General features: G+C 64.9%; 20 protein-coding genes and 2 tRNA genes. 9 read left to right on the forward strand and 13 right to left on the reverse strand.

What is annotated here, in order from left to right:
* The 3 genes from HMPREF2924_RS36540 to HMPREF2924_RS20955 all read left to right on the forward strand — a co-directional run.
* Positions 1-84, forward strand: an 84-nt coding sequence (locus HMPREF2924_RS36540) for a hypothetical protein (RefSeq protein ID WP_256567970.1), incomplete at its 5' end; no start/stop codon positions are given.
* Positions 81-1,088 (forward strand): phage integrase, encoded by a 1,008-nt coding sequence (locus tag HMPREF2924_RS20950; protein WP_003135135.1) that lies wholly within the window; start codon positions 81-83, stop codon positions 1,086-1,088. The genes HMPREF2924_RS36540 and HMPREF2924_RS20950, both read left to right, overlap by 4 nt.
* Before the next feature lie 46 nt (positions 1,089-1,134).
* Complete coding sequence (locus HMPREF2924_RS20955; protein WP_023094967.1) at positions 1,135-1,572, forward strand: hypothetical protein; 438 nt, start codon at positions 1,135-1,137, stop codon at positions 1,570-1,572.
* A 63-nt stretch (positions 1,573-1,635) separates the two neighbouring features.
* On the opposite strand, the gene HMPREF2924_RS20960 is transcribed toward HMPREF2924_RS20955, so the two are convergent.
* From HMPREF2924_RS20960 to lbcA, 9 genes are all read right to left on the reverse strand, one after another.
* Positions 1,636-1,712: transfer RNA gene (locus tag HMPREF2924_RS20960), tRNA-Met, on the reverse strand.
* 178 nt (positions 1,713-1,890) lie between these two features.
* On the reverse strand, positions 1,891-2,991 hold the full coding sequence (ychF, locus tag HMPREF2924_RS20965; RefSeq protein WP_003099270.1) for a redox-regulated ATPase YchF: 1,101 nt from the start codon (positions 2,989-2,991) through the stop codon (positions 1,891-1,893).
* 40 nt (positions 2,992-3,031) lie between these two features.
* Positions 3,032-3,616 (reverse strand): aminoacyl-tRNA hydrolase, encoded by a 585-nt coding sequence (pth, locus tag HMPREF2924_RS20970; protein ID WP_003099278.1) that lies wholly within the window; start codon positions 3,614-3,616, stop codon positions 3,032-3,034.
* Positions 3,617-3,657: 41 nt separating this feature from the next.
* Positions 3,658-4,272, reverse strand: a complete 615-nt coding sequence (locus HMPREF2924_RS20975) for a 50S ribosomal protein L25/general stress protein Ctc (protein ID WP_003095013.1) — start codon at positions 4,270-4,272, stop codon at positions 3,658-3,660.
* Positions 4,273-4,388: 116 nt separating this feature from the next.
* Positions 4,389-5,330 carry a ribose-phosphate pyrophosphokinase gene (locus HMPREF2924_RS20980; RefSeq protein WP_003099281.1) on the reverse strand — a complete coding sequence of 314 codons (942 nt, stop codon included), beginning with the start codon at positions 5,328-5,330 and terminating at the stop codon, positions 4,389-4,391.
* A gap of 55 nt (positions 5,331-5,385) precedes the next feature.
* Positions 5,386-5,460 (reverse strand) — tRNA-Gln (locus tag HMPREF2924_RS20985).
* Between the two features lie 36 nt (positions 5,461-5,496).
* Positions 5,497-6,345 carry a 4-(cytidine 5'-diphospho)-2-C-methyl-D-erythritol kinase gene (ispE, locus tag HMPREF2924_RS20990; RefSeq protein ID WP_003135132.1) on the reverse strand — a complete coding sequence of 283 codons (849 nt, stop codon included), beginning with the start codon at positions 6,343-6,345 and terminating at the stop codon, positions 5,497-5,499.
* A 1-nt stretch (position 6,346) separates the two neighbouring features.
* The gene (gene lolB, locus HMPREF2924_RS20995) at positions 6,347-6,964 is read right to left on the reverse strand and encodes a lipoprotein insertase outer membrane protein LolB (protein WP_003095005.1); all 618 of its coding nucleotides are present in this window, start codon (positions 6,962-6,964) and stop codon (positions 6,347-6,349) included.
* A 4-nt stretch (positions 6,965-6,968) separates the two neighbouring features.
* Positions 6,969-8,741, reverse strand: a complete 1,773-nt coding sequence (gene lbcA / locus HMPREF2924_RS21000) for a proteolytic complex protein LbcA (protein ID WP_003135130.1) — start codon at positions 8,739-8,741, stop codon at positions 6,969-6,971.
* A gap of 143 nt (positions 8,742-8,884) precedes the next feature.
* On the opposite strand from lbcA, the gene hemA reads away from it, so the two are divergent.
* The 6 genes from hemA (at position 8,885) to pagL (ending at position 14,279) form a co-directional block, all read left to right on the forward strand.
* Entirely contained in the window at positions 8,885-10,153 is a 1,269-nt protein-coding gene (gene hemA, locus HMPREF2924_RS21005) for a glutamyl-tRNA reductase (protein ID WP_003095001.1), read from the forward strand.
* A 17-nt stretch (positions 10,154-10,170) separates the two neighbouring features.
* On the forward strand, positions 10,171-11,253 hold the full coding sequence (gene prfA, locus HMPREF2924_RS21010; RefSeq protein ID WP_003094997.1) for a peptide chain release factor 1: 1,083 nt from the start codon (positions 10,171-10,173) through the stop codon (positions 11,251-11,253).
* 1 nt (position 11,254) lies between these two features.
* The gene (prmC, locus tag HMPREF2924_RS21015; RefSeq protein WP_003114694.1) at positions 11,255-12,085 is read left to right on the forward strand and encodes a peptide chain release factor N(5)-glutamine methyltransferase; all 831 of its coding nucleotides are present in this window, start codon (positions 11,255-11,257) and stop codon (positions 12,083-12,085) included.
* Positions 12,079-12,837: a molybdopterin-synthase adenylyltransferase MoeB gene (locus HMPREF2924_RS21020; RefSeq protein WP_003135128.1), complete on the forward strand. Its 759-nt coding sequence runs from the start codon at positions 12,079-12,081 to the stop codon at positions 12,835-12,837. Before prmC ends, HMPREF2924_RS21020 begins: the two co-directional genes overlap by 7 nt.
* Positions 12,827-13,624: a glutamate racemase gene (gene murI, locus HMPREF2924_RS21025; RefSeq protein ID WP_003099300.1), complete on the forward strand. Its 798-nt coding sequence runs from the start codon at positions 12,827-12,829 to the stop codon at positions 13,622-13,624. The genes HMPREF2924_RS21020 and murI overlap by 11 nt, the downstream gene beginning before the upstream one ends.
* Before the next feature lie 133 nt (positions 13,625-13,757).
* Positions 13,758-14,279 carry a lipid A 3-O-deacylase gene (gene pagL / locus HMPREF2924_RS21030; protein ID WP_003099307.1) on the forward strand — a complete coding sequence of 174 codons (522 nt, stop codon included), beginning with the start codon at positions 13,758-13,760 and terminating at the stop codon, positions 14,277-14,279.
* A gap of 125 nt (positions 14,280-14,404) precedes the next feature.
* Here the strand turns inward: pagL and phrB are convergent, their stop codons facing one another.
* From phrB to HMPREF2924_RS21050, 4 genes are all read right to left on the reverse strand, one after another.
* Positions 14,405-15,850, reverse strand: coding sequence for a deoxyribodipyrimidine photo-lyase (gene phrB / locus HMPREF2924_RS21035; protein ID WP_003135126.1), 1,446 nt, complete (start codon positions 15,848-15,850; stop codon positions 14,405-14,407).
* Entirely contained in the window at positions 15,847-16,746 is a 900-nt protein-coding gene (locus tag HMPREF2924_RS21040) for a MerR family transcriptional regulator (protein WP_003135124.1), read from the reverse strand. The genes phrB and HMPREF2924_RS21040 overlap by 4 nt, the downstream gene beginning before the upstream one ends.
* A 9-nt stretch (positions 16,747-16,755) precedes the next feature.
* Positions 16,756-17,712: a YbgA family protein gene (locus HMPREF2924_RS21045; protein WP_023094965.1), complete on the reverse strand. Its 957-nt coding sequence runs from the start codon at positions 17,710-17,712 to the stop codon at positions 16,756-16,758.
* Between the two features lie 152 nt (positions 17,713-17,864).
* Entirely contained in the window at positions 17,865-18,848 is a 984-nt protein-coding gene (locus tag HMPREF2924_RS21050; RefSeq protein WP_003094987.1) for an NAD(P)/FAD-dependent oxidoreductase, read from the reverse strand.
* Between the last annotated feature and the right edge of the window lie 326 nt (positions 18,849-19,174).

Below are 19,174 nucleotides of genomic sequence, written 5' to 3' on the forward strand. Positions count from 1 at the left end.
AAGGGTTGGACTCGTCGCGATCTGGAAAGGCATATCCACAAGCTCATGTGTGATCGCTATCTGCGCAAGGGATATGCGATATGACGGTACGCAAGGACGGCAAGACGTGGACGGCTGACTTCTATGAGAATGGTCGTTCCGGGCGCAGGATTCGCAAGAAAGGCTTCGCCACCAAGTCTGCCGCGATTCGCTATGAGCAGGATTTTTTCGCCGTGAAGGGCGAGACGGGCCGACCGCTGGATGACCGTCTCTCCGATCTGGTGAAGGTTTGGTATGACCTCCACGGCTGCACCTTGAAGGATGGCAAGCAACGCTTGGCGCGCTGTGAGGCGCTGGCGAAGCGGCTAGGGAACCCTCTGGCGTTCGAGTTCGATTCGTTGGCGTGGGCACGCTACCGGCAACGTCGCTTGACCGAGGTGAAGCCTGAGACGGTCAATCACGAGCAACGCTACTTGTCGGCGGTCTTCTCTGAACTGATTCGCCTGGGCTCCTGGCACAAGGAAAACCCGCTGGGCAAGGTCCGGCAAATCAAGACGGATCAGGTCGAACTGACGTTTCTGTCCCTGGATCAGGTCGCTCGACTGCTGGAAGAGTGCAAGGCCAGCATGAACAACCATACCTATCCGGTCGCGCTGTTGTGTCTCGCCACGGGAGCCCGCTGGGAAGAGGCGGAAAGCCTGACACGGGGCGCTGTGCATGGCGGCAAGGTGCACTATCACCGGACCAAGAATCGGCAGAGCCGATCAGTGCCGATCCCGGACGAGTTGGAGAGGTTGATATTCAAGGTGGGCATGCCTGGATCTGGCCGCCTGTTCATGTCTTGCCGCGCCGCGTTCCGCTGCGCCTATCAACGTTGCGGGTTCCAGACGCCGGGCCAGATGACCCACATTCTCCGCCATACCTTCGCCAGCCACTACATGATGGGAGGAGGGGACATCCTGGCCCTACAGCGGATCCTCGGTCACTCCTCGATCACCATGACTATGCGGTATGCGCATCTGTCGCCGGAACATTTGGAGTCGGCACTTCGACTCTCTCCCCTTACACAGTGCGGGTATCTTTCAGACCATGATCAACCGCTTTCTTGATCGAATCCGGGCATACTTCACGGACATAAAACGTTCGAGGTTTTGCATGGAAAACAAAATCCCGCTTCCCACGGATAGCCTGTACAAGTTTGTCGCGCTCTTCTCTATGACCATTCTTATCGGGGCTTTTTATCTAACCTTCTATGCCAGCGAGAGCTCAAATGCGGTGGTTTACGAGAACTGGGGCGAGCTTGCTTCACTGCAAAGCTTAGAAAAGCCAAATGCTGGACAGGTCGCTAGAAAGGAGATGTTGGAAAGAAGGATTGAAATCGCAGTAGAAAACCGAAAGGCGCTCGTTAAGTTTTCTGTCGCTCTGGTACTGATTGGTACTGTGGGAGGCTTCATTGGCTTTGCGTTCTGGATACGCAAGCAACAGAAAGTCGCTGATCAGATCGCCGAGAATCAGCTTGAGCTTTCTAGGCTTCAGCTACTGGCGTTGCGCCATGAACTCAAGGGTAAAGGTGTCGAGGTGGACAAGCTGTAGTCACTTTGTAGTCACCACAGGCAAAAGAAAAGGGGTTAGCTTGCGCTAACCCCTTGAAAAATATGGTGGCTACACCGGGACTTGAACCTGGGACATCAGCATTATGAATGCTGCGCTCTAACCGACTGAGCTATGTAGCCGAGTGGCGCGCATTTTCCGTATCTCGGGCGGGGCTGTCAACCCCTGGGCCTAGATAATTTTCTGATCTTTCAATCGTTTAGACGGAAGGGGTCGGATCGCCGGAGAGAGGGCGATGGGGAGGGGCAGGAACGAAAAGCCCCGGCGCTTGGCCGGGGCTTTCCTGGGACGGGAAGGGGATTACACGTTGAAGCGGAAATGCATCACGTCGCCGTCCTTGACGATGTAGTCCTTGCCTTCCAGGCGCCATTTACCGGCTTCCTTGGCGCCCTGTTCGCCCTTGAACTGGATGAAGTCGTCGTAGGCGACCACTTCGGCGCGGATGAAGCCTTTCTCGAAGTCGGTGTGGATCACGCCGGCGGCCTGCGGGGCGGTGGCGCCGACGCGGACGGTCCAGGCGCGGACTTCCTTCACCCCGGCGGTGAAGTAGGTCTGCAGGTTGAGCAGGCCGTAGCCGGCACGGATCACACGGTTCAGGCCGGGTTCCTCGAGACCGAGGGACTCGAGGAACATGTCCTTCTCTTCGCCGTCTTCCAGCTCGGCGATCTCGGCTTCGATCTTGTTGCACACCGGCACCACCACCGCGCCTTCTTCCTCGGCGATGGCCTTTACCACATCCAGGTGCGGGTTGTTCTCGAAGCCGTCCTCGGCGACGTTGGCGATGTACATCACTGGCTTGCTGGTCAGCAGGTGGAAGCTGCGTACCAGGCGCTTCTCCTCGTCACCGAGGTTCTTCAGCAGCGAACGCGCCGGCTTGCCCTCGGTGAAGTGGGGGATGAGCTTTTCCAGCAGGGCCTTCTGGGCCAGGGCTTCCTTGTCGCCGCCCTTGGCGTTGCGGGCGACTTTCTGCAGTTGCTTCTCGCAGCTGTCGAGGTCGGCGAAGATCAGTTCGAGGTCGATGATCTCGATGTCGCGCTTGGGGTCGACGCTGTTGGACACGTGGATCACGTTGTCGTCTTCGAAGCAGCGCACCACGTGGGCGATGGCGTCGGTCTCGCGGATGTTGGCGAGGAACTTGTTGCCCAGACCCTCACCCTTGGAGGCACCCGCCACCAGGCCGGCGATGTCGACGAATTCCATGGTGGTCGGCAGTACGCGCTCGGGCTTGACGATCTCGGCCAGGGCGTTCAGGCGCGCGTCGGGCATCGGCACGATGCCGCTGTTCGGCTCGATGGTGCAGAACGGGAAGTTTTCCGCCGCGATACCGGATTTGGTCAGGGCGTTGAACAGGGTGGACTTGCCGACGTTGGGCAGGCCGACGATGCCGCAGTTGAATCCCATGCTATGTCCCTCGCGCTCAGACAGGCGCTAGAAAAGTGGTTCAGGCCTTCTGGCTGTGCAGCTTCTGCATCGCCCGGGTCCAGTCCCCGGCGAGCATTTCCGGCAGCACGCCGAGGGCGAAGTCGATGCTGGTGTCGAGCAGTTCCTGCTCGCTGCGCGGGGCGCGGCCGAGCACGTAACCGGAAACCAGGCTGCTGTGCCCCGGATGGCCGATGCCAAGCCGCAGGCGATGGAAAGAATTCTGATTGCCGAGCTGGGCGATGATATCGCGCAACCCGTTGTGCCCGCCGTGTCCACCGCCGGTCTTGAGCTTGGCGACGCCAGGGGGCATGTCGAGTTCGTCGTGGGCCACCAGGATGGCGTCCGGGGCGATCCGGAAGAATCCCGCCAGCGCCGCCACGGACTGGCCGCTGCGGTTCATGTAGGTAGTCGGGATCAACAGACGAACGTCCTTGCCCTGGTGGCTGAACTTGCCGACCAGGCCGAAATACTTGCGGTCAGCCACGAGGCTGACGCCCTGGGCATGCGCCAGGCGCTCAACGAAAAGGGCCCCCGCGTTATGCCGGGTCTGGTCGTATTCAGGACCCGGGTTTCCCAGGCCAACGATCAGTTGTACGGCAGTCACGACGGGAGCCCCTCTCTATAAAAAGGCGATCGAGTAATGAATTACTCGGCGGCGCCTTCTTCGCTACCTTCTTCCTTCACCACGCGGGAAGCGTGGATGTTGGCAACGGCCAGGTCGTTGCCGTGGGCCAGTTGTACCAGCTCGACGCCTTTCGGAGCCTTGAGGTCCGACAGGTGAACGATCTGGCCCAGCTCGACCTTGGCCATGTCGACTTCGATGAATTCCGGCAGGTCTTTCGGCAGGCAGGAAACTTCGACTTCGGAGATGGTGTGGGAGATCTCGCCACCGGATTGCTTGACGCCAACGGCTACTTCTTCGTTGATGAAGTGCAGCGGTACGTGGGCGGTCAGCTTGTGGTCGGCGACCACGCGCAGGAAGTCGGCGTGCATCACGAAGCCTTTCGCCGGATGGCGCTGCAGGGCCTTGATCAGTACGGTTTCCTTGGCGCCGCCAACGTTCAGGGCGATCACGTGGCTGAAGGCAGCCTCGTTTTCCAGGAGCTTGGCGATTTCGCGCAGTTCCAGGGTTACGGACTGGGGCTCTTTGTCGCCGCCGTAAACGACAGCAGGAACCAGACCGGCGTTACGACGCAGGCGGCGGCTCGCACCTTTCCCCAGATCGGAACGCACTTGGGCATTCAGAATAAAGTCGACCATTGTGTATCTCCAAAAATAACAATGCGCCCGAACGCTTGCGACCAGCGTTCGGGCGATTTCAAAGGCCCCGCCGGAGCGGGGCGTTTTCGTTCAGGCGCGTTCGCCGAGGCTGGGCCTCAGCGGAACATCGCGCTGATCGATTCTTCGTTGCTGATCCGGCGCATGGCTTCCGCAACGACCGGAGCGATGTCCAGCTGGCGGATGCGGCCACAGGCCTGGGCAGCGGCGGACAGCGGGATGGTGTTGGTCACCACCAGCTCGTCCAGTACGGATTTCTCGATGTTCTCGATGGCACGGCCGGACAGCACCGGGTGGGTGCAGTAGGCGATGACCTTGGCGGCGCCGTGCTCTTTCAGTGCCTTGGCGGCGTGACCGAGGGTGCCGGCGGTATCGACCATGTCGTCTACCAGTACGCAGGTACGGCCTTCGACGTCACCGATGATGTGCATCACTTCGGACTGGTTGGCCTTGGGACGACGCTTGTCGATGATCGCAAGGTCCACGCCCAGGGACTTGGCCACGGCGCGCGCGCGCACCACGCCGCCGATGTCCGGGGAGACGATCATCAGGTTCTCGAAGCGCTGGTCTTCGATATCGTCCACCAGCACGGGGGAACCGTAGATGTTGTCTACCGGGATATCGAAGAAGCCCTGGATCTGATCCGCGTGCAGGTCGACCGTGAGGACACGGTTGACCCCGACGACGGTCAGCATGTCGGCCACTACCTTGGCGCTGATGGCCACGCGGGCGGAGCGCGGACGGCGATCCTGGCGGGCATAGCCGAAGTAGGGGATGACAGCGGTGATACGAGTGGCCGAGGAGCGGCGGAAGGCATCGGCCATCACCACCAGTTCCATCAGGTTGTCGTTGGTCGGCGCGCAGGTCGGCTGAATCAGGAATACGTCCTTGCCGCGGACGTTTTCGTTGATTTCGACGCTGATTTCGCCATCGGAGAATTTGCCAACTGAAACATCGCCAAGAGGAATGTGCAGCTGACGCACGACGCGTCGTGCAAGATCGGGGTTAGCGTTCCCCGTGAAGACCATCATCTTGGACACGCTACAGGTACCTGTGTCGACCGAAGGGATCCGGATGAAATACAGAAGAGGAAAATGGCAGGGGCGGCTGGATTCGAACCAACGCATGGCAGGATCAAAACCTGCTGCCTTACCGCTTGGCGACGCCCCTGTGGTATTGCTCGAATGCCGTTTCGGCATTCCTTTCTCAGACCAGAGTTTCCAGCTTCCGGTGCAACATCGAGACGTTGCTTCCTTTGGCGACGAACCTCTGAAGGTGGTCTGGAAGAAGGGCCGAGACTTTATCAGCTTCAGCTTTGTTTGGGAAGCTCCCAAACACACAACCTCCAGTGCCGGTTAATCTAGCTGAAACAAATTTGTTTAGCAAGATCAAAGCGTTACGAACTTCTGGGTAACGCCTCTCGACTACCGGCTGACAGTCGTTTCGGCTGTCCCCCTCGAGAACGGTGCGCACTTTAATGGCGGGAGAATCGCGTGTCAACAGTGGATCTGAAAAAATTTCTGCTGTGCTGACAAGTACTTGCGGAACCAAGACGAGATACCAGGGCTCCGGGATGTCCACCGGGGTGAGCTTTTCGCCCACGCCCTCGGCGAAAGCCGCGCGTCCGCGGGTGAAGACCGGCACGTCGGCGCCCAGGCGCAGGCCCAGGGCGGCGATGCGGTCCTCGTCCCAGCCGAGTTGCCAGAGATGGTTCAAGGCCAGGAGCGTCGTGGCGGCGTCGGAGCTGCCGCCGCCGATGCCGCCCCCCATGGGCAAGCGCTTGTCCAGCCAGATGTCGACGCCTTGCGGGCTGCCGGAGGCTTCCTGCAGCCCGCGCGCGGCGCGCACGATCAGGTTGCTGTCGTGCGGCACCCCGGCGATTTCCGTGTGCAGGCGTACCTGGTCGTCCTGGCGGGCTTCGAAATGCAGCTCGTCGCCGTGGTCGAGGAATTGGAACAGGGTCTGCAACTCGTGATAGCCATCGTCGCGGCGGCCTAGGATATGCAGGAACAGATTGAGCTTGGCCGGGGCTGGCAGGCTGAGGCGCACGCTCATGTCAGCGGCCGAGCTGGCGCGGCTGCCAGTCCTTGATCACCAGGGTGACGTCGAGGTCCTGGCCGTGCAGCTTCAGGCGCTCGGGTAGCCAGTAGCCGTTCTGTTCGGCGTAGCGGGTGTATTCGATCTGCCAGCCGTCCTGTTCCAGGCGCGCCAGGCGACTGTCGGCGTCGAGGGTCAGGCGGCTCTTGCTGTCCGGCGCCGGGAGGCCGCGTACCCACCAGAGCAGGTGCGAGACCGGCAGGCGCCAGCCTAGTTGTTCTTCCAGCAGGGCTTCCGGGGACTCCGCCTGGTAGCGGCCCTGCCCGGCGACTTCCAGGCTCACCGCGCCTTCACGCCCGGTCAGGCGTGCTGCGCCGCGGCCGAGCGGGCCGGACAGGCGGATGTCGTAGTAGCCCTGGCGCTGCAGCCAGAACAGGGTGCCGCTGCCGGAGTCGCGCGGGGCGCGGATGCCGACCTTGCCGTCGATCTGCCAGGCATCCAGCTCGCTGAGTTGCTGCTTGTGGGTTTTCCAGGTCTGCGCATCGCCCTGGCCTTCCAGGGCTTCGTGGGAGGTCAGGCCGGCGCAGCCGCTGAGCAGGGCCAGCGCGGAGGCGGCGAGGAAAAGACGTAGACGCATGGTTTCAAGGAGTCTCGGCGCCGGTCAGGCGCTTGATGGTGCGGCGCAGCACGTCGCTGTCGGGCTGCTTGTCGAGGTATTCGCGCCAGATGGCTCGGGCGTCGTCTTGGCGCCCCTGGGCCCAGAGGACTTCGCCCAGGTGCGCGGCGACCTCGTGGTCGGGGTAGCGCTGCAGCGCCTGGCGCAGGTAGCGCTCGGCGTCCGCCAGCTTGCCCTGGCGATAGTTGATCCAGCCCATGCTGTCGAGGATCGCCGGGTCGTCCGGGTTCAGCTTGTGCGCCTTGAGGATCAGCTCGCGCGCCTCGGTGTAGCGGGTAGTGCGGTCGGCCAGGGTGTAGCCGAGGGCGTTGAGGGCCATGGCGTTGTCCGGCTCGCGGGCGATGACGAAGCGCAGGTCCTTTTCCATCTGCGCCAGGTCGTTACGCTTCTCCGCCAGCATCGAGCGGGTGTAGAGCAGGTTGAGGTCCTCCGGGTACTGCTTCAGACCCTCCTGGATGGCCTGCCAGGCCTTTTCCTGCTGGTCGTTGTTGGACAGCGCCTCGGCTTCGATCAGGTACAGCTGGATGGCGTAGTCGGGTTGCTCGCTGCGCGCCTTGTCCAGGCGCTGGGCGGCTTCGTCGACGCGACCGGCCTTGAGCAGGACGTCGGTCTGGCGCAGTTGCGCCGGGAGGAAGTCATTGCCCGGGCCGACCTGGGCGTACTCGTCGAGGGCGCGCGCGGTGTCCTTCTGTTCCTCGGCGAGGCGGCCGAGGTTGAAGTGGGCGGCGTCGACGTGGCTGTCGCGCTCGACCAGTTCTTCCAGGTAGATCCTGGCTTCGTCCCAGGCCTGGGCTTCCAGGCAGACCAGCGCCAGGGAGAAACGCAGGTCGTCGTCGTCGGGGAATTGCTGGACCAGTCCGGCGAACTCGGCCTTGGCGTCGTCCAGGCGGTTCTGCTCCACCAGCAGGCGCGCGTAGGCGAGGCGCACGCGCTTGTCGTCCGGGTGTTCCTTGATCCCGGCCTTGAGCAGCGGCAGGGCCTCGTCGCTGCGCTTCATGCTCTGCAACAGGCGCGAGCGGAGCAGCAGCGGGGCGACTTCGTGGCGGCTTGCGGAGTTGTCCTCGAGCAGGGTCAGGGCTTCGTCCGGGCGGCCGTCCTGTTGCAGCAGCAGGGCCTTGCCGAACAGCAACTGGCCGTTGTTCGGGTATTTCTTCAACAGGTGGTCGAAGCTCTGCAGCAGGCCGGTGCGGGTATCCGGGTCGGTCTCCGCGGCAGACAGGGCGAGGAAGTCGAAGTGCGTGTCGCCCTGGCCGTTGAGGACCTTCTCCATGTACACCATGGACTCCTCGTAGCGCCCGGCGCGGGCCAACTGGATCGCGGCGGCGCGTTGGGCATCGAGGTTGTCCGGCGCGCTGCGCGCCCAGAGCAGGGAGGTGTCGAGGGCTTCCTGGTCGGCGCCGAGGTATTCGGCGATGCGGAAGGCGCGCTCGGAAACCCCGGGGTCGCGGGTTTTCTGCGCCTGCACCACATAGTTGCTCAGGGCGATGTCGAAGCGGTTGCGCTGCCCGGCCAGTTCGGCCACCAGCAGCGAATACAGGCTGTCCTCGCTGAAGGAGCCGTACTTTTCCGGCTTGGCCTTGGTCTCGACCGCGGTGTCTTCCACCGGCGGGGTGCCATCGGGAGTCTTGTGGATAAGTGACTGGCAGCCGCCGAGCAGCAGCGTGACGGTCAGCAGCGCAAGGGATTTGTTCATAGAGGAAGAAAGCCGGCCTTGAACCTGCGAGGGTGGCGCCATCATGACATAAGCCGTCCGGCAAGCCCAAGGGGGCCGGGACGGGCGTCGACGAAGCTGTCTATGGGGTCAATACATCGGCAATGGTTGTCCTGCCCTTGGCGAAGTAGGAGAATTGCGCGTTTCCCCGATTAGCTCAGCGATCCTGCATGGCCTTCATTGCCCTCGGCATCAATCACAAGACCGCCTCGGTGGCTGTCCGCGAGCGCGTGGCTTTCACTCCGGAACAGATGGTCGAGGCGCTGCAGCAGCTCTGCCGCCTGACCACCAGCCGCGAGGCGGCCATCCTGTCGACCTGCAACCGGAGCGAACTCTACCTGGAGATCGACCATCCGACCGCGGACGACGTGCTCGCCTGGCTGGCGGACTACCATCGCCTGACTCTCGACGAGTTGCGCGCCTGCGCCTATGTGCACCAGGACGAAGACGCGGTGCGCCACATGATGCGCGTGGCCTCCGGCCTCGACTCGATGGTCCTCGGCGAGCCGCAGATCCTCGGCCAGATGAAGTCGGCCTACGCCGTCGCGCGCGAGGCCGGCACCGTCGGTCCGCTGCTAGGCCGCCTGTTCCAGGCCACCTTCAGTACGGCGAAGACCGTCCGCACCGATACCGCCATCGGCGAGAACCCGGTGTCCGTGGCGTTCGCCGCGGTGAGCCTGGCCAAGCAGATCTTCAGCGACCTGCACCGCAGCCAGGCGCTGCTGATCGGCGCCGGCGAGACCATCACCCTGGTCGCGCGCCACCTGTTCGAGCAAGGCGTGAAGCGCATCGTGGTGGCCAACCGCACCCTGGAGCGCGCCAGCCTGCTCGCCGAGCAGTTCGGCGCCCATGCGGTGCTGCTTTCGGAGATACCCGAGGAGTTGGCCAACAGCGATATCGTCATCAGCTCCACTGCTAGCCAGTTGCCGATCCTCGGCAAGGGCGCCGTGGAGCGCGCGCTGAAGCAGCGCAAGCACAAGCCGATGTTCATGGTCGACATCGCCGTGCCGCGCGACATCGAGCCGGAAGTCGGCGAACTGGACGACGTCTACCTCTATAGCGTCGACGACCTCCACGAAGTAGTGGCGGAGAATCTCAAGAGCCGCCAGGGCGCTGCCCAGGCCGCCGAGGAACTGGTCGGCAGCGGCGTCGCCGAGTTCATGCAGCGCCTGCGCGAACTGGCTGCGGTGGACGTGCTGCGCGCCTATCGGCAGCAGGCCGAGCGCCTGCGCGATGAAGAACTGGGCAAGGCCCAGCGGCAACTGGCCAACGGTGCCGACCCGGCCGAGGTGATGGCCCAGTTGGCCCGCGGCCTGACCAACAAACTGCTGCACGCGCCCAGCGTGCAGATGAAGAAAATGTCCGCCGAGGGCCGCATCGACGCGCTGGCCCTGGCCCAGGAGCTGTTCGCCCTCGACGAGGGCGCGCCGCGCCACTGACCGGTACCTATGCCTGCATGAAAGCTTCTCTGCTGAAAAAGCTGGATGTCCTCAGCGATCGCTACGAAGAACTGACGGCGCTGCTCGGCGACGCCGAGGTGATCAGTGACCAGACCCGCTTCCGCGCCTATTCCCGCGAGTACGCCGAGGTCGAACCGGTGATCCTGGCGTTCCGCGACTACCGCAAGGTGCAGGCCGATCTCGAGGGCGCCCAGGCGTTGCTCAAGGACAGCGACCCGGAGTTGCGCGACCTTGCCGAGGAGGAGGTCGCCGAAGCGCGCGGCCGCCTCGCCGCCCTCGGCGACAGCCTGCAGCGCATGCTGCTGCCGAAGGATCCCAACGACAGCCGCAACGTGTTCCTGGAGATCCGTGCCGGCACCGGTGGCGACGAGGCGGCGATCTTCTCCGGCGACCTGTTCCGCATGTATTCGCGCTACGCCGAGCGCCAGGGCTGGCGGGTCGAGACGCTGTCGGAGAACGAGGGCGAGCACGGTGGCTACAAGGAAGTGATTGCCCGGGTCGAGGGCGACAACGTCTACGCCAAGCTCAAGTTCGAGTCCGGCGCGCACCGCGTGCAGCGGGTGCCGGAAACCGAATCCCAGGGCCGGATCCACACTTCCGCCTGCACTGTCGCGGTGCTGCCGGAGCCGGACGAACAGGCAACGATCGAGATCAACCCGGCCGACCTGCGGGTGGACACCTACCGTTCCTCCGGCGCCGGCGGCCAGCACGTCAACAAGACCGACTCGGCGGTGCGCATCACCCACATTCCCAGCGGCATCGTGGTCGAGTGCCAGGAAGAGCGCTCGCAGCACAAGAACCGCGCCAAGGCCATGGCCTGGCTGGCGGCCAAGCTCAACGACCAGCAGCAGGCCGCGGCGCAGCAGGCGATCGCCAGCACGCGCAAGCTGCTGGTGGGCTCGGGCGACCGCTCGGAGCGCATCCGTACCTACAACTTCCCGCAAGGGCGGGTCACCGACCATCGCATCAACCTTACCCTGTACTCCCTGGGCGAGGTGATGGAGGGCGCGGTGGAACAGGTGATCGAGCCGTTGCTGCAGGAATACCAGGCCGATCAACTGGCGGCCCTGGGCGACTAACATGACCACTATCTGTACCCTTCTCAAGGATTCCCAACTGCCCGATTCGCCCAGCGCCCGGCTCGACACCGAGTTGCTGCTGGCGGCGGCGATGGGCAAGCCGCGCAGCTTCCTGCGTACCTGGCCGGAGCGCATCGTGCCGCGCGAGGCCAACGAGCGGTTCGACGACTGGATCGCCCGTCGGCGCAACGGCGAACCGGTGGCCTACATCCTTGGCCACCAGGGCTTCTGGAGCCTGGACCTGGAGGTCGCGCCACACACACTGATCCCGCGCCCTGACACCGAACTGCTGGTGGAAACCGCGCTGGCGACCCTCGCGGCGGACACCGCTACGGTGCTCGACCTGGGCACCGGCACCGGCGCCATCGCCCTGGCCCTGGCCAGCGAGCGGCCGCTATGGACAGTGACTGCGGTGGACCGTGTGGAAGAGGCCGTGGCGCTGGCCGAGCGCAATCGCCAGCGGTTGCTCCTGGAGAACGTCGAGGTGCGCCGCAGCCACTGGTTCTCCGCCCTCGATGGCCGGCGCTTCCGGATGATCGTTGGCAATCCGCCGTATATCCCTGCCAGCGATCCGCACCTGAGCGAGGGCGACGTGCGTTTCGAGCCGAAGAGCGCGCTGGTCGCGGGTAGCGATGGCCTCGACGATATCCGCCAGATCGTCGCCCAGGCGCCGCGGCATTTGCTGGACGAAGGCTGGTTGCTGCTCGAGCACGGCTATGATCAAGGGGCGGCGGTGCGCGAACTGCTCGGCGCCCGCGGCTTCGCCGGGGTACATACGTTGCGCGACCTCGGCGGCAACGAGCGGATCACTCTCGGACAATGGGCATGCTGAGCGACGAGGAACTGCTGCGCTACAGTCGCCAGATCCTGCTGGCGCAGGTCGACGTCGAGGGCCAGCTGCGCCTGAAGCGCAGCCGCGCACTGATCGTCGGTCTTGGCGGCCTGGGTTCGCCGGTGGCGCTGTACCTGGCCGCGGCCGGGGTCGGCGAGCTGCACCTGGCGGATTTCGATACGGTCGACCTGACCAACCTGCAACGGCAGGTCATCCACGATGGCACCAGCGTCGGTGTCGGCAAGGTGGAGTCGGCGATGCGCCGGCTGGGCGCGCTGAATCCGCAGATCCGCCTGGTCAGCCATAGCGCCGCGCTGGACAAGGACTCCCTCGATGCCGCCGTGGCGGCGGTCGACCTGGTGCTCGACTGCACCGACAACTTCGCCACCCGCGAGGCGGTCAACGTCGCCTGCGTGCGCGCCGGCAAGCCGCTGGTCAGCGGCGCGGCGATCCGTCTCGAGGGCCAGCTTTCGGTATTCGATACCCGCCGCGACGCAAGCCCCTGCTACCACTGCCTCTACGGGCACGGCAGCGAGGCCGAGCTGACCTGCAGCGAGGCCGGCGTGATCGGTCCGCTGGTGGGGCTGGTCGGTAGCCTGCAGGCGCTGGAGGCGCTCAAGCTGCTGGCCGGTTTCGGCGAACCGCTGGTGGGCCGCCTGCTGCTGGTGGACGCCCTCGGCACGCGCTTCCGCGAATTGCGGGTGCGTCGCGATCCTTCCTGTGCCGTCTGCGGGCAACGCCATGGCGGTTGAGTCGGCCGCGGTCGGCGTTTTCGATTCCGGGGTCGGCGGGCTCAGCGTATTGCGTGAGATTCGCGCGCGCCTGCCATCCGAATCGTTGCTCTACGTCGCCGACAACGCCCATGTGCCCTACGGCGAGAAGAGCGCGGAGTACATCCGCGAACGCTGCGAGCGGATCGGTGATTTCCTTCTGGAGCAGGGCGCCAAGGCTCTGGTACTGGCCTGCAATACCGCGACGGCAGCGGCTGCGGCGGAATTGCGCGAACGTTATCCGCAGGTGCCGCTGGTGGCCATGGAGCCGGCGGTGAAGCCGGCCGCGGCGGCCACCCGCAACGGTCGGGTCGGCGTCCTGGCCACCACCGGAACTCTGAAGAGCGCGCGTTTCGCCGCCTTGCTCGACCGCTTCGCCAGCGACGTACAGGTCTTCACCCAGCCCTGTCCGGGGCTGGTCGAGCGCATCGAAGCCGGCGATCTCTACGGGCCGCAAACCCGGGCACTGCTGGAACGCCTGCTGGCGCCCATCCTCGAACAGGGCTGCGATACGCTGATCCTCGGCTGTACTCATTATCCCTTCGTCAAACCCCTGCTGGCCGAGCTGATCCCGGCGGAGATGGCGGTGATCGATACGGGAGCGGCTGTCGCCCGGCAGCTGGAGCGCGTATTGTCGGCGCGGGCGCTACTGGCCTCTGGCCAGGCCGCGACGCCGCGTTTCTGGACCAGCGCGCTGCCGGAGGAGATGGAAAGGATCCTGCCGATCCTCTGGGGAAGCCCGGAAAGCGTAGGAAAATTAGTCGTTTAGTCGTTCCTGGCAGACGTGACAGCGATTTTTTGAACTAAAGCGTTTGGTCTAGTATCTGCTTTAGTAAGTGCGCTCTTATAATGCGCAGCTTGAATGCGGGGGCTTTCATGCAACTTTCGAAAAGGACGTTTCAATGAAGAAACTACTTCCGCTGGCCGTTCTGGCCGCACTTTCCTCCGTCCACGTGGCCTCCGCCCAGGCGGCGGACGTCTCGGCCGCCGTCGGTGCGACCGGCCAGTCGGGCATGACCTATCGCCTGGGCCTGAGCTGGGATTGGGACAAGAGCTGGTGGCAGACCTCCACCGGGCGCCTGACCGGCTACTGGGATGCGGGCTACACCTATTGGGAAGGTGGCGATGAAGGCGCCGGCAAGCATTCGCTGTCGTTCGCTCCGGTATTCGTCTACGAGTTCGCCGGCGACTCGATCAAGCCATTCATCGAGGCCGGTATCGGCGTGGCGGCGTTCTCCGGCACCCGTGTCGGCGACCAGAACCTGGGTTCCTCCCTGAACTTCGAAGACCGCATCGGCGCCGGCCTGAAGTTCGCCAACGGCCAGTCGGTCGGCGTTCGGGCGATCCACTATTCCAACGCCGGCCTGAAACAGCCGAACGACGGTATTGAGTCCTACAGCCTGTTCTACAAGATCCCGATCTAGTCGGCACGGGCGAAAAAAGCCGGGTTCATCCCGGCTTTTTCATGCCTGCGATTCTTCCGCCACGCCGCGCCGCCCTATGGAAAGAGCGAGCCATTTGGCGGGAGGCGATAGCTCGCTGACGCGCCCTACGCGCGACCATCGCGCGGCGGCAGGTTGCGGAAAGCCGCCAGCGCCCGTTCGCGGCTGGCCTTCAGGTCGACCATCGGCCGTGGATAGTCGACCCCGGCGAACAGCCCCAGGCTGGACGGATCGTGGATCGCCTTGCGCTCCAGGCCGGCCAGTTCCGGCAGCCAGTGGCGGATGAACTCGCCGCGTGGATCGAAGCGTTCGGACTGCGAGAGCGGATTGAACAGGCGGAAGTAGGGGACCGCGTCGGTGCCGGTGGATGCGCTCCACTGCCAGCCGCCGTTGTTCGCCGCCAGGTCACCGTCGATGAGGTGGCGCATGAACCAGCGTTCGCCTTCGCGCCAGTCGATCAGCAGGTTCTTGCTGAGGAACATCGCTACCACCATCCGCAGGCGATTGTGCATCCAGCCGGTGGCGAGCAACTGGCGCATTGCCGCGTCGATGATCGGTATGCCGGTGCGCCCCTGTTGCCAGGCTTCGAGTTCCGCCGGGGCCTGGCGCCAGCGCAGGGCTTCGGTCTCCTCGCGGAAGGGGCGGTGCCGGGAGACCCGTGGGTAGCCGACCAGGATGTGCTTGTAGAACTCGCGCCAGAGCAGCTCGTTGATCCAGGTCGCGGCGCCTTGCTGGCCGCCGCTGAACTCGCCGCGGTTGGCAACCAGCGCGGCGTCCAGGCATTGCCTGGGCGAGAGTACGCCGGCGGCCAGGTAGGGCGACAGTTGGCTGGTGCCGGGAAGCGCCGGGAAGTCGCGCCGTTCATGGTAGTCGGCCAGGTGCTGGTCGGCGAAGTCGCGCAGGCGTTCCTGCGCTACCTCTTCGCCTGCCGGCCAGAGGCGGCGCAAGCTATCGGCCGGCCGCGGGAAGGCGGGCACGGCATCCGGCAGCGGGTCGCTGGCCAGCGCGTGCGGTGGTTGGGGCTGCGGACGCGGGCGGACACCCGGCAGGGCCTGGTACAGCCGTTCGTGGCAGACCTTGCGGAACTGGCTGAACACCTGGAAATAGCCGCCAGTTCGGGTCAGCACCGAGCCGGGGGCGAAGAACAGCTGGTCGAGGTGGCTGTGGAAGGCCACGCCCTGTTCGCGCAGGCGTTGGCCGACGGCCTGGTCGCGGCGTTCCTCGTTCACCCCGTATTCCTGGTTGACGTGTACCGCGCCGATTCCCAGCTCCCGGCAGAGCCGGCCGATGACTTCCGGGGCTTGCCGCCAGTGGCCGCAGTCGCGCACCAGCAGCGGGATGTTCAGCGCGGCGAGCTGGCGTTGCAGCTCGCCCAGGTTGCGCAGCCAGAAGTCGACCTTGCAGGGCGCATCGTCGTGTTCCCGCCACTGCGCCGGGCTGAGTAGGTAGAGGGCCACGCAAGGGCGCCCATCGGCGGCGGCGAGGAGCGCGCTGTTATCGGTGGTTCGCAGGTCGCAGCGAAACCAGACCAGGTTCATCGGAAGTCCGTTCATGGGTTCAACAGGCCTCGTTCGCCGAGCAGGCGGCGGGCTTCCAGGGGCGTGCTCGCCAGTAGCAGGCCGGCTAGCGCCAGGGTTTCGAAGGCTTCGCGCTGGATCTCCACGGCCGGTCCGACCAGCACCACCGGGCAGCTAACCCCTGCCAGCAGGCGCGGCAGGTGCTCCGGGTTGAGGCGATGACTGGCGTACAGCAACACGCCGCGAGCTTCCAGGCGTTCGCAGGCCAGGGCCAGTTCGGCCGGTGGCAGCGGCCAGTCGAAGACCTGCAGCGGCACCTCGCCGCTGCCGAGCAACCAACTGCACAGCCAGAGGTTCGGTTCCAGCGACAGCTCGGACTGGTTGACCAGCAGCAGCGGCGCGCCCTGTTGCAGCCGCTGCTGGTGATAAAGGCGGGCGCCCAGCTTGCTGCGCAACCAGGAGAAGAAGAAGGCCCGCTCCATGCGCGCGCCGAATTGTCCCTGCCAGCGTCGTTCGAGGTGCTGCAGCAAGGGTTGCAGAAGCTTTTCGCAGAGGGTCGCTACCGGATAGAGCGAAGCGGCCTGGTTGAACAGATCGTCGAGGCGTCGCTCGGCCAGCGCGGCGATGGCGTCCAGCAGTTGTTCGTGCAGGCGTTCCCAGGGGGATTCGACATCCGCCGCCGGGGTTTCCTCCGGACGCTCCAGCAGCGCGCGCACCTGGCTGATGGCGACGCCACGCTCGAGCCAGACGAGTATCCGGCGGATGCGCTCGACCTGCTCTTCGCTGTAGAGCCGGTGACCCTTGCCGGTGCGTTGCGGCACCACCAGGCCGTAGCGGCGCTCCCAGGCGCGCAGGGTGACCGGATGGACGCCGGTCAGACGAGTGACTTCGCGGATCGGCAGGCCGCCGTGTTCGAGGTGGGGCGAGTTCATCGGGAAATCCTAGAGCGCGTTGCGCAGGCCGAGTTCGGTCGGGTGCGGTTGCAGGTAGGCCTGCTGGGCGATGTATGCATGCGGGTGGCGACGGAAGTGGTGCTTTAGCAGGGTCAGCGGTACCACCAGCGGCACGTTGCCATGCCGGTATTGCTCGATCAGCTCGCGCAATTCACGCCTGTCTTCGGCTGCGAGGTCGCGTTTCAGGTAGCCGCTCAGGTGCAGCAACACGTTGCCATGGCTGCCGCGGGTCGCGCAGCGGCGCAGGCCCTGCATCAGCTCGCCGAAGTAACGCGTGCCGAGGGCTTCCGGCTGGTAGTGGCCGGCTTCGCCGAGCAGGCGGCCGAGACTGCGGTAGTGCTCCGGCGAATGCGCCAGCAACTGGTACTTGTAGCGGCTATGGAAGGCGACGATGGCCGAATGGCTGAGGCCGCGCTGGCACAAGGCCTGCCAGTGGGCATGGGCGAACACGCGGGTGAGGAAGTTCTCCCGCAGGACCGGATCGTGCAGCCGGCCTTCTTCTTCCACCGGTAGCTCCGGCAAGGCTTCGCAAAGGGCTGCGGCGAAGCGTCCACGGCCTTCGGCGCGCGGCGCGCCGCCGCCTTCAGGGTAGACCTTGACCCGTTGCAGCCCGCAGGACGGCGAACGTTGCATGAAGATGAACCCGTCCAGCGCATCCGCCCGTTGCGCCACTCGCCGCGCATATTCGGCGAGCGCTCCGCCGACCACCAGGCCGTCGCGGCTCCGCGCCTCGGCGGCTGCCGGAGTGCCTTCCAGGCGAATCGCCGGGCGCGGCGTGCCCAGGCCGATGGCCTGTTCCGGGCAGAAGGAGACGAATTCGACGTGTCGCGCCAGTTCCTCGCAAAGCGCGGATCGCTTGTGGCCGCCGTTGAAGCGCACCGGTTCGCCGAGCAGGCAGGCGCTGATGCCGAGTCGGGGCGTCAGGGAAGGGTGAGATTCGTGCATCGGTGTCGTCTCCCGAGGGGAAAGGAGGTTCGCGCGCAGCTCGACAGCCGGGCGGTCATACGACACATCCTAGAACTTATCTTGTACAGGTCAATGTATTTGTATAGGTATTTTCTTGTCACATCGGGCCGCCAGGCGACGGCCCGATCCCCTCAGAGATGTTCCAGCAGGCGCCGCGCGGCTTCCTGGCCGCTGAGCCAGGCGCCTTCGACGCGGCCGCTGGAGCACCAGTCGCCGCAGGCGTAGATGCCCAGGTCGGGATCGCCGAGGGCGCCCCACTGGTGAGCCTCCGCCGGGCGTGCATAGAGCCAGCGGTGGGCGATGCTGAAGGCGGCTTCCGGTACGGCGCAGCCGATCACTTCGGCGAAGGCGCAGCGCAGGTGCTCGACCACGTCCTCCTTGGCCATGTCGATGTGCTGCCGGCTCCACTGGCTGGTGGCGTGCAGCACCCAGGTGTCGAGGGCGGTGTCGCGCCCCGGCTTGCTGCGATTGCAGGCCAGCCAGGCGATCGGACTGCCGTGCACGAAGCAGCCCTGCACCGGGGTGTCGAGTACCTCGCGGAAGCCCAGCGCCACCGCCCAGGTCGGCTCCATGACCACGCTCGCGGCGGTGGCCGCCAGTTTCGGCACGCTGGCCAGCAGCGGCGTGGCCTGGGGAGCGGGGATGGCGATCAGGACCTGGTTGAACGGACCGTGGTTCTGTCCCTCGGCGTCCTGCAGGTGCCAGTGCTGCTTGCCGCGGAAGACTTCGGTGATGCGGCAGGAGAAGACCACTTGCAGATCGGTGAGCAGGGCGCGGGTGATCGCACTCATCCGTGGGATGCCGACCCAGCGTGGCTGCTCGTCCGGGGAGGGGCTCAGTTGGCCGTCGCGGTATTGGTAGAGAGCGGGTTTCCACTCGTCCACCCAGCCTTCCTCGCGCCAGTGTTGCAAGGCGTCGAGGAAGCGCCGGTCGCGGGCGGTGAAGTATTGCGCGCCGAGGTCCAGCGTGCCGGCCTCGCTGCGCTTGCTGGCCATGCGGCCGCCGCTGCCGTGGCCCTTGTCGAACAGTTGTACGGTCTGGCCGGCGGATCTCAATGCGTGGGCGGCGGAAAGCCCGGCGATGCCAGTACCGATGATGGCGATGGGGACGCTCATGACATGCCTCTCTGGTTGTGTAGCGTCTGGACAGGCGAATCAGGTTTCTTGTACAAGTTTGATTTAATGTACAGTGTTGCGCGTGCTTCGAGGCGCACCTTGCGTCGCGCCGATGGCGCGCTTGCGGCGCACGGCTCGCTTCCTGGCCTGTCGAACCTTCAGACGTTCCGTTCGGAAGTATCAACCGAGTTATCTGAAGAATAGACGGCTGGCGCCGTTCACTAAGGCACCAATGCGATGCAAGCCCTGTTCCTTGGCTGAGTCGAAAACGACGCCAGGGTTCCCCGGCCGGAGCCGACGGATCTTCCATTCACAGGATAACGCCG

Source organism: Pseudomonas sp. HMSC063H08 (assembly GCF_001813645.1).
In the GTDB taxonomy this organism is placed as follows: Bacteria; Pseudomonadota; Gammaproteobacteria; order Pseudomonadales; family Pseudomonadaceae; genus Pseudomonas; species Pseudomonas aeruginosa.

What these genes read in the sequence shown, in the direction of transcription:
- HMPREF2924_RS20950 (WP_003135135.1), top strand. Translation starts at nt 81, where the DNA reads ATGACGGTACGCAAGGACGGCAAGACGTGGACGGCTGACTTCTATGAG.
- HMPREF2924_RS20955 (WP_023094967.1), top strand. Translation starts at nt 1,135, where the DNA reads ATGGAAAACAAAATCCCGCTTCCCACGGATAGCCTGTACAAGTTTGTC.
- ychF (WP_003099270.1), bottom strand. Translation starts at nt 2,991, where the DNA reads ATGGGATTCAACTGCGGCATCGTCGGCCTGCCCAACGTCGGCAAGTCC.
- HMPREF2924_RS20975 (WP_003095013.1), bottom strand. Translation starts at nt 4,272, where the DNA reads ATGGTCGACTTTATTCTGAATGCCCAAGTGCGTTCCGATCTGGGGAAA.
- ispE (WP_003135132.1), bottom strand. Translation starts at nt 6,345, where the DNA reads ATGAGCGTGCGCCTCAGCCTGCCAGCCCCGGCCAAGCTCAATCTGTTC.
- lolB (WP_003095005.1), bottom strand. Translation starts at nt 6,964, where the DNA reads ATGCGTCTACGTCTTTTCCTCGCCGCCTCCGCGCTGGCCCTGCTCAGC.
- lbcA (WP_003135130.1), bottom strand. Translation starts at nt 8,741, where the DNA reads ATGATGGCGCCACCCTCGCAGGTTCAAGGCCGGCTTTCTTCCTCTATG.
- hemA (WP_003095001.1), top strand. Translation starts at nt 8,885, where the DNA reads ATGGCCTTCATTGCCCTCGGCATCAATCACAAGACCGCCTCGGTGGCT.
- prfA (WP_003094997.1), top strand. Translation starts at nt 10,171, where the DNA reads ATGAAAGCTTCTCTGCTGAAAAAGCTGGATGTCCTCAGCGATCGCTAC.
- prmC (WP_003114694.1), top strand. Translation starts at nt 11,255, where the DNA reads ATGACCACTATCTGTACCCTTCTCAAGGATTCCCAACTGCCCGATTCG.
- HMPREF2924_RS21020 (WP_003135128.1), top strand. Translation starts at nt 12,079, where the DNA reads ATGCTGAGCGACGAGGAACTGCTGCGCTACAGTCGCCAGATCCTGCTG.
- murI (WP_003099300.1), top strand. Translation starts at nt 12,827, where the DNA reads ATGGCGGTTGAGTCGGCCGCGGTCGGCGTTTTCGATTCCGGGGTCGGC.
- pagL (WP_003099307.1), top strand. Translation starts at nt 13,758, where the DNA reads ATGAAGAAACTACTTCCGCTGGCCGTTCTGGCCGCACTTTCCTCCGTC.
- phrB (WP_003135126.1), bottom strand. Translation starts at nt 15,850, where the DNA reads ATGAACGGACTTCCGATGAACCTGGTCTGGTTTCGCTGCGACCTGCGA.
- HMPREF2924_RS21040 (WP_003135124.1), bottom strand. Translation starts at nt 16,746, where the DNA reads ATGAACTCGCCCCACCTCGAACACGGCGGCCTGCCGATCCGCGAAGTC.
- HMPREF2924_RS21045 (WP_023094965.1), bottom strand. Translation starts at nt 17,712, where the DNA reads ATGCACGAATCTCACCCTTCCCTGACGCCCCGACTCGGCATCAGCGCC.
- HMPREF2924_RS21050 (WP_003094987.1), bottom strand. Translation starts at nt 18,848, where the DNA reads ATGAGCGTCCCCATCGCCATCATCGGTACTGGCATCGCCGGGCTTTCC.